This window comes from Pseudomonas sp. AGC41 (assembly GCF_057334555.1).
Genome location: NZ_JBHFJB010000163.1, coordinates 102,735 through 110,139 on the forward strand (window position 1 = coordinate 102,735; position 7,405 = coordinate 110,139).

General features: G+C 61.3%; 6 protein-coding genes. 1 reads left to right on the forward strand and 5 read right to left on the reverse strand.

What is annotated here, in order from left to right; translation table 11 throughout:
- Positions 1–50 precede the first annotated feature (50 nt).
- Positions 51–1,316, reverse strand: a complete 1,266-nt coding sequence (urtA, locus tag ACE04F_RS28680; RefSeq protein WP_025211599.1) for an urea ABC transporter substrate-binding protein — start codon at positions 1,314–1,316, stop codon at positions 51–53.
- Between the two features lie 194 nt (positions 1,317–1,510).
- Here urtA and ACE04F_RS28685 point away from each other — a divergent pair, with 194 nt between their 5' ends.
- Positions 1,511–3,124: a class I SAM-dependent methyltransferase gene (locus tag ACE04F_RS28685; RefSeq protein ID WP_486111046.1), complete on the forward strand. Its 1,614-nt coding sequence runs from the start codon at positions 1,511–1,513 to the stop codon at positions 3,122–3,124.
- On the opposite strand, the gene ACE04F_RS28690 is transcribed toward ACE04F_RS28685, so the two are convergent.
- The 4 genes from ACE04F_RS28690 to ACE04F_RS28705 form a co-directional block, all read right to left on the reverse strand.
- Complete coding sequence (locus ACE04F_RS28690; RefSeq protein ID WP_486111048.1) at positions 3,099–4,109, reverse strand: FecCD family ABC transporter permease; 1,011 nt, start codon at positions 4,107–4,109, stop codon at positions 3,099–3,101. The genes ACE04F_RS28685 and ACE04F_RS28690 overlap by 26 nt on opposite strands.
- Positions 4,106–5,053, reverse strand: a complete 948-nt coding sequence (locus ACE04F_RS28695) for an ABC transporter substrate-binding protein (RefSeq protein ID WP_486111050.1) — start codon at positions 5,051–5,053, stop codon at positions 4,106–4,108. Before ACE04F_RS28695 ends, ACE04F_RS28690 begins: the two co-directional genes overlap by 4 nt.
- Positions 5,050–5,838 carry an ABC transporter ATP-binding protein gene (locus tag ACE04F_RS28700; protein ID WP_486111052.1) on the reverse strand — a complete coding sequence of 263 codons (789 nt, stop codon included), beginning with the start codon at positions 5,836–5,838 and terminating at the stop codon, positions 5,050–5,052. Before ACE04F_RS28700 ends, ACE04F_RS28695 begins: the two co-directional genes overlap by 4 nt.
- A gap of 113 nt (positions 5,839–5,951) precedes the next feature.
- Positions 5,952–7,331, reverse strand: a complete 1,380-nt coding sequence (locus tag ACE04F_RS28705; RefSeq protein WP_486111054.1) for a PepSY-associated TM helix domain-containing protein — start codon at positions 7,329–7,331, stop codon at positions 5,952–5,954.
- Positions 7,332–7,405: the final 74 nt, after the last annotated feature.

Below are 7,405 nucleotides of genomic sequence, written 5' to 3' on the forward strand. Positions count from 1 at the left end.
CCCACAAGGGTTGTGTGTCGGTCCGGGAATTCGGCCCGACACCCATGGGCTCAGTTGCTCTTCACCGCATAGTCAGGCTTCTTGTCGTTGCCGGCGATGAACGGGCTCCACGGCTGGGCGCGGATCGGCCCTTCGGTCTGCCAGACCACGTTGAACTGACCGTCCGCCTGGATCTCGCCGATCATCACCGGCTTGTGCAGGTGATGGTTGGTCTTGTCCATGGTCAGGGTGTAGCCCGACGGCGCGGCGAAGGTCTGGCCGGCCAGGGCTTCGCGGACTTTGTCGACATCGGTGGACTTGGCTTTTTCCACCGCTTGCGCCCACATGTGGATGCCGACGTAGGTGGCTTCCATCGGGTCGTTGGTTACCGCCTTGTCGGCGCCCGGCAGGTTCTTGGCCTTGGCGTAGGCTTTCCACGAATCAACGAATTTCTTGTTCGCCGGGTTATCCACGGATTCGAAGTAGTTCCACGCCGCCAGGTTGCCCACCAATGGCTTGGTGTCGATGCCGCGCAGTTCCTCTTCGCCCACCGAGAAAGCCACGACCGGTACATCGGTAGCTTTCAGGCCCTGGTTCGCCAGTTCTTTATAAAACGGTACGTTGGAATCGCCATTGACCGTGGAGATGACGGCAGTCTTGCCGCCGGCCGAGAATTTCTTGATGTTGGCGACGATGGTCTGGTAATCGCTGTGGCCGAACGGGGTGTAGACCTCTTCGATGTCCTTGTCCGCCACGCCTTTGGAGTGCAGGAACGAACGCAGGATCTTGTTGGTGGTGCGCGGGTAGACGTAGTCGGTGCCCAGCAGGAAGTAGCGCTTGGCGCTGCCGCCTTCTTCGCTCATCAGGTACTCCACCGCCGGAATCGCCTGCTGGTTTGGCGCGGCGCCGGTGTAGAACACGTTCGGCGACATCTCTTCGCCTTCGTACTGCACCGGATAGAACAGCAGGCCGTTGAGTTCTTCGAACACCGGCAACACGGATTTGCGCGACACCGAGGTCCAGCAGCCGAACACCACGGCGACTTTGTCCTGGGTCAGCAACTGGCGGCCCTTTTCAGCGAACAGCGGCCAATTGGATGCCGGGTCCACGACCACCGCTTCAAGCTTCTTGCCGTTCACGCCACCCTTGGCGTTGATCTCGTCAATGGTCATCAGCGCCATGTCCTTGAGGGACGTTTCGGAGATCGCCATGGTCCCGGACAACGAATGCAGGATGCCGACCTTGATGGTCTCGGCGGCCTGGACGGTCCAGGCCATGCCCATCGCGGCAATGCTTGCCGAGAGTGTAAAAGCCTTGATCAAGCTACGACGCTTCATTGTGCGATCTCCGTGGTCTTTATGTTTTTCTGGATGGCAGATGCAAACGCTGAAAGCGCTTTTGCAAGGGGTGTGCCCGGTCGGGGAAAGGCTTTGAAATGCGGGGTCGACGGTGAGAGAGGAAAGTGGCGGTGCACCATCAGCGACCACATCATTGTTGCTGGTGCAGGATGGCGCTCCGCATTGGGGCGTGGATGAGGTTGACCCAAGGTGAAATTATCGCCCGCCCGACTATGCTGATTCTTCTGCCATTGCAAAGTGGGAAAAGCCGTTTGAATGACTCTGGCGCTGCAAGCTATTTTCTTCTCGACGAGACGGCAGTATTTGCCGTGTTGCCTGAAGTCAAACCGGCCGGGCATCCGCAATGGATGCACGTGACGCATTTGCGAGAAGCGAGATATTCGCTGATTCTCACCGCCGGGGAACATCTGCGAAGTAGCCAGCTGGATGTGTTTTCCGATTCCAGACTCTACATTCGTTTTTCGGCAGCGCTGCCAGGCATCAGTGTCGACGGGCTCACGTGTTCAGTTGTTTTTGTCGATGATCCAGGTCAAAGCGAATTCCCACTCGGAATGTTTCATATTTGCGGAGGATCTACGCCGTCGGAATGGCGGTCGGTCGATCTGGATCTGGCCTGGTTGGCGGGGAAACGTGGCCGTCTCTTGGTAACGTGCGGGCCAGGGGCAAAAAATGACCCTACAGCCGACTGGCTGGCGATAGCTGACTTGTGCGTCGCCAGGGAAGGAGTGATGAAGCTTCTCCTGGCAAAAACACACCATCGGATGCGCGTGAAAAACGAGATAGCACACTTCAGTAGCGTCTACCGGAACGAGTTTTACTCGAACGTTCAGGAGCGACAAAGTGAAGCGGCCATGGGCGTTGCTCGCAACGTTCGCCGATTGAATGGACTGGCTCCGGCGCAAGGGCAGGTTGCCCATTCCGAGATGGTGATTCTGGAGCCGTTTGAAGGAGAGGTCGCCTACTCCTATGCCACTCGTATGCTGAGGGCGAACGTCCCGCAAACGCCGCCCGACTTCCAAGCGAGGCTACGCCGGAAAGTCAGCGATCACGGGGCAATAAAAGTCCTGTCGATCTGCAGTGGTGCCGCGCGGATCGAAGCTGGTCTGTCGGCGGCTGTTCCCGAAGGCGTTGAATGGTCACTGCTGGATATCAATGAAGACCTGCTTCACATCGCGGCGAAGCAGTTTTCTTCAGGGGTCGGCCTCGATCTGATCGTGGCCGATGCGAATAGCCTGGTGCCTACCGGTGAGCAGTGGGACGTTATTATCTGCGTCTCGGCATTGCACCATTTGATCGAGCTGGAAAAAGTGATGCTCTTTATCTCCCATAGTTTGAAAAACGATGGCGAGTTCTGGAGTGTGGGTGAGGCCGTGGGGCGCAATGGCAATCGCTTGTGGCCTGAGGCAATCATTGCGGCTGATGCAGCGTTCTCGGCATTGCCGGCACGCTACCGGCTAAACGCCGATACCCAGGTTGTCGATGCTGTCATTCCAGACAAGGACCACTCGATCGGGTGCTTCGAGGGCATTCGAAGTGAGGAAATTACCGCGCTCCTCGAACGTTGGCTCAAGCCGGTGGATGTTTACCGTACCAACTGCTTCCTCTGGCGAATGGTCAATCTCGCCTACAGTGGAAATTTTGATCTTGCGAAAGCTGAGGATCGGGCATTGGTCATTGCTATGGTTCGAGCGGAGCTGGAGCATTTTCGAGATGGCGGCCTTGGTACCGAGCTATTCGGCGTGTACCAGAAGAAGCATCTTTTCAGCGACGGCGCATCAGACCAATAAAGAACAGTCCACCGATCGCGGCTGTAGCGACCCCGATCGGCAAATCCTCCGGCGCGATCAGCGTGCGAGCCGCCACGTCCACCCAAACCAGGAACAGGCTGCCCAGCAGCACGCAGGCCGGCAGCAGCCGACGATGCTCGGCGCCCACCAGGCGTCGGGCGATGTGGGGCACCATCAGCCCGACAAAACCGATCGAGCCGCTGATGGACACCAGTACGCCGGTCATCAAGGACGCGATCAGGAAAATCCATAGCCTCACCTTTGCCGCGTTCAGCCCCAGGGTCACGGCGGTCTGCTCCCCAGCCATCAGCGCGTTCAACGGCCGGGCCATGCCCAGCAGCAACACCAGCCCCAGCAGCACACTGGCGGCTGGCACCGCGAGCAGTTCCCAGCGTGCCAGGCCCAGGCCGCCGAGCATCCAGAACATCACCGCCGAACTGGCGCGATGGTCTCCGAGGAACAGCAACAGGTTGGCTGCCGCCATCATCACGAACGACACCGCTACGCCGCACAGCAGCAGGCGATCGCTCTCCAGGCGACCCTGGCGGGCAGCGATGGCCAGCACCAGCAACATACTCAACAGCGCGCCGATGAAGGCAGCCAGCGGCAGGGTCAGCAGGCCGATGATCTCGCCGACATGCAACACCACGATGACCGCCCCGAGGGTAGCGCCGGAGGTCACGCCAAGCAGGTGCGGATCGGCCAGCGGGTTGCGTGTCACCGCTTGCAGCACCGCGCCGATCAACGCCAACCCTGCGCCTACCAGCGCCCCGAGCAGCAGGCGCGGGACGCGGATCAGCCAGACGATATGTTCCTGGCCAGGCGTCCAATGCGCCTCGCCGACACCGAAGGCCTTATGCAGCAGCAGGTCCCAGACCACGGCCACCGGTACCCGCGCCGGCCCGAAACCCAGCGACACCACGCAGGACACCAGTAGCAGCGCGCCGAGCAGTAGCAGCAGTGCCCCATAGCGACGATCGTTCATTGGCCGTGAAAACCCCGCGCCAGGGTTTGCACCGCCAACACGTTATCGATACCCGGCGTCGCCTGTACGTAAGGGATCACGACGAAACGCTGGTGCTTGATCGCATCGACTGATTGCAGGGCCGGGTTGCTCGACAGGAACTGCTGTTTCTGCTCGGCGCTGACTTCGCCGTAATCGACGATCACGATGACCTGGGGATTACGCTCCACCACGTTTTCCCAGTTGACGCGGGTCCAACTGGCGTCCACGTCATCCAGAATGTTGCGCCCGCCGGCCGCGTCGATCAGGGCCTGGGGCATGCCCAGGCGGCCGGAGGTCATGGCCCGGTCTTCGCCGCTGTCATACAGGAACACCCGCGGTTGTCGGGTTGGCCGGTGCTTGCGCACTTCGGCCACCTGGGCCTGCATCGTGGCGATCAGCGCGTTGGCGCGATCCTGCACGTCGAAGATTTTCCCAAGGTTGCGCAGGTCGTTGTAGGTGTCCTCCAGCGAGGCCGCCGGGCGTTTCATCACGAACGCGCAAGACTCGGTCAGTTCGTAGACGTTGATGCCCAGCGGTTGCAGGGTCTGCGGAGTCAGGTCGCCGCCGACGCGCATGCCGTAGTCCCAACCGGCGAAGAAGAAATCGACGTTGGCGTCGAGCAGCGTTTCCACCGAGGGATATTTGGCGGCCAGTTCCGGCAGGCCATCGAGGATTTTCACCATGTCCGGTGTCACCGATTTCCAGCCGCTGATACCGCTGTAGCCGACCATGCGCGGCTTGAGCCCCAGGGCGAGCATCATCTGGGTCATGTTGATGTCATGGCTGACGGCGTGCCGAGGAGCCTCGTTGAACAGTACCTGGCGGTTGCAGCTCTGGATCGTCAGCGGGTAGCGGCTGGCCTCGGCCTGGACATGCAAACTTGCCAGCAATAACGGAAGCAACAGCAGGGGACGCAGGATCATGGTTGGGTTATCCAGGTGATTCGTGGGTAGCCGGCCAGCGGGTGTTCATCCACCAGGGCCGCGACGCCGAACACTTCGCGCAACAGGTCGACCGTGAGGACGTCCCTCGGCGTGCCGCTGGCGACAATGCGCCCGTGTTCGATCACGTACAGGCGGTCGCAGAACGCGGCGGCAAGGTTCAGGTCATGAATGCTGGCGAGGGTGCCGATGCTCAGGCCCTTGATCAGTTGCAGCAACTGCAATTGATAGCGCGGGTCGAGGTGATTGGTCGGTTCGTCGAGGATCAGCAACTGCGGCTGCTGGGCCACGGCGCGTGCGAGGATCACCCGTTGTTTCTCACCGCCCGAGAGCGTGGCGAAGGCATGGTCGCCAAAGCCTTCGAGTCCTGCCGATGCCAATGCCTGGAGCACCAGCCGGCGGTCTTCATGATTGTCGCTGTCGAACAGGCCTTTGTGGGGGGTTCGACCCATAGCGACGACTTCTTCCACGGTCAGGCCGAAGGCGTCGGGAAATTCTTGCAGCACCACGGCGATGCGTTGGGCGCACCAGCGCGAGGGCTGTTTCCAGACGTTGTGGTGTTCGAGTCTGACCTCGCCGCTTTCTGGCCGGCTGAAGCGGTAGGCGCAGCGCAACAGGCTGGTCTTGCCGCTGCCGTTGGGCCCGATCAGCCCGACAAATTCCCCGGCCGCCACCTGCAGCGTGGCATCACGCAACTGGAACTGGTGATGGCAGTGGCCATGGCCCAGCGGGGTCCAGGCGAGGTGGGAGAGGGTTAGCGAGGTCATGCATTTACTCGAATTATCGGATCGACACCCAACCCACAGTTTTGGCTGTGGTTACAGCCGGAGAGCGGCGCGATTGTAGAGCTTTCGCGCCGCTTTCCGTTAACGCGCAATTCTCAGCTTGAAGATGAAGCGGCCTCAGGCTGGCGATTGAACCGGGTAACAAGCCGGTCCAGCAGCCACACCACCACCAGCGACGCCCCCACCAACGGGAACACCACCGCCAGGGCCAACATGATGAACACACCGGTCTTCCATGTTGGCAGGTCGTGGCGCAGTGGCGGCACGCCGAACTTGCCCTGGGGCCGGCGCTTCCACCAGATCACCATGCCGCTCACGGCGCTGAGCAGGATCATCAGGCAGATCAGCAGGACGATGATCTGGTTCACCGGACCGAACATCTTGCCTTCGTGCAGCATCACCCCGGTCTCGGTGGCGCGGGCAACGAGGTTGTAGTGCTCCCAGCGCACGTCGGCCAGGACTTTTCCGGTGTACTGGTCCACGTGCAGGGTCGCGTCGTTGCGCGGGTCATCGGCGAACACCGCGATGGTGAATACGCCCGAGGCGGTCGTTGGCAAGGTAATGCTGTAGCCGGGCTCGACCTTGCGCTCGGTGGCGATGTCCTGCACCGCTTGCAGGCTGACGGTGGGTGCGGCGGGACCTTCGTGCATGCCGCCATGGGCCATGTGCTCGGCGTGGTCACCGGACATCGGCATCGGCGTGTTCTCCACCGCCCACGGCACGGTCTGGCGATGGGGGTTATTGAGGCTGCCGGCCTCGACGTCGGACTTCGGTACGTCGTTCCACATCGCCGCCGGAAAGCGGTTCCACAGGCCGGCGTATTGCTTGCCCCAGAAGCCGGTCCAGGTCATGCCGCTGAGCAGCATCACCAGCAGGAACGCCGCGCCCCAGAAGCCGACGACAACGTGCAGGTCGCGCCAGAGCACCCGACCGCGAGCGCTCCAGCGCGGCCACAGCACGCCAGCCGAGGATTGCCCGCGCGGCCACCACAGGTACAGTCCGGAAACCACCAGCACCACGCCCCAGCCGGCGGCCATTTCCACCAGCCGGTCACCGACGGTACCGATCAGCAATTCAGCGTGGATGGCCCGGGCCATGGCTTGCAGGTTGTCTTTGGCGTCCTGCTCGCCGAGCACGTCGCCGTGGTAAGGGTCGACGAACACATTCAGCTCCCGACCCTTGTCGAGCACCACGAATTGCGCGCTGCGCTCGGCGTTGATCGGCGGCAGGTACTGTTTGACCTGGCCTTCGGGGTAGGCCTGGCGAACCTGCTTGAGCAGGTCGTCCGCCGCCAGACTGTGATGCCCGGCCGGTACGTTCAGCAGGTTGCCGTACATCAATGGATCGAGTTGCGGCTTGAACAGGTAGATGATCCCGGTCAGGGCCAGCATCACCATGAACGGCGCCACGAACAGCCCGGCATAAAAATGCCAGCGCCAGGCCAGGTTGTAGAAATTGGGTTTCGGTTGGCTCATTGCAAAGCGCTCCGCAGGGCAAATTCGGTTCTTCAAATATCGGCTGAGCGATGCAACCTCTGTGGGAGCGAGCC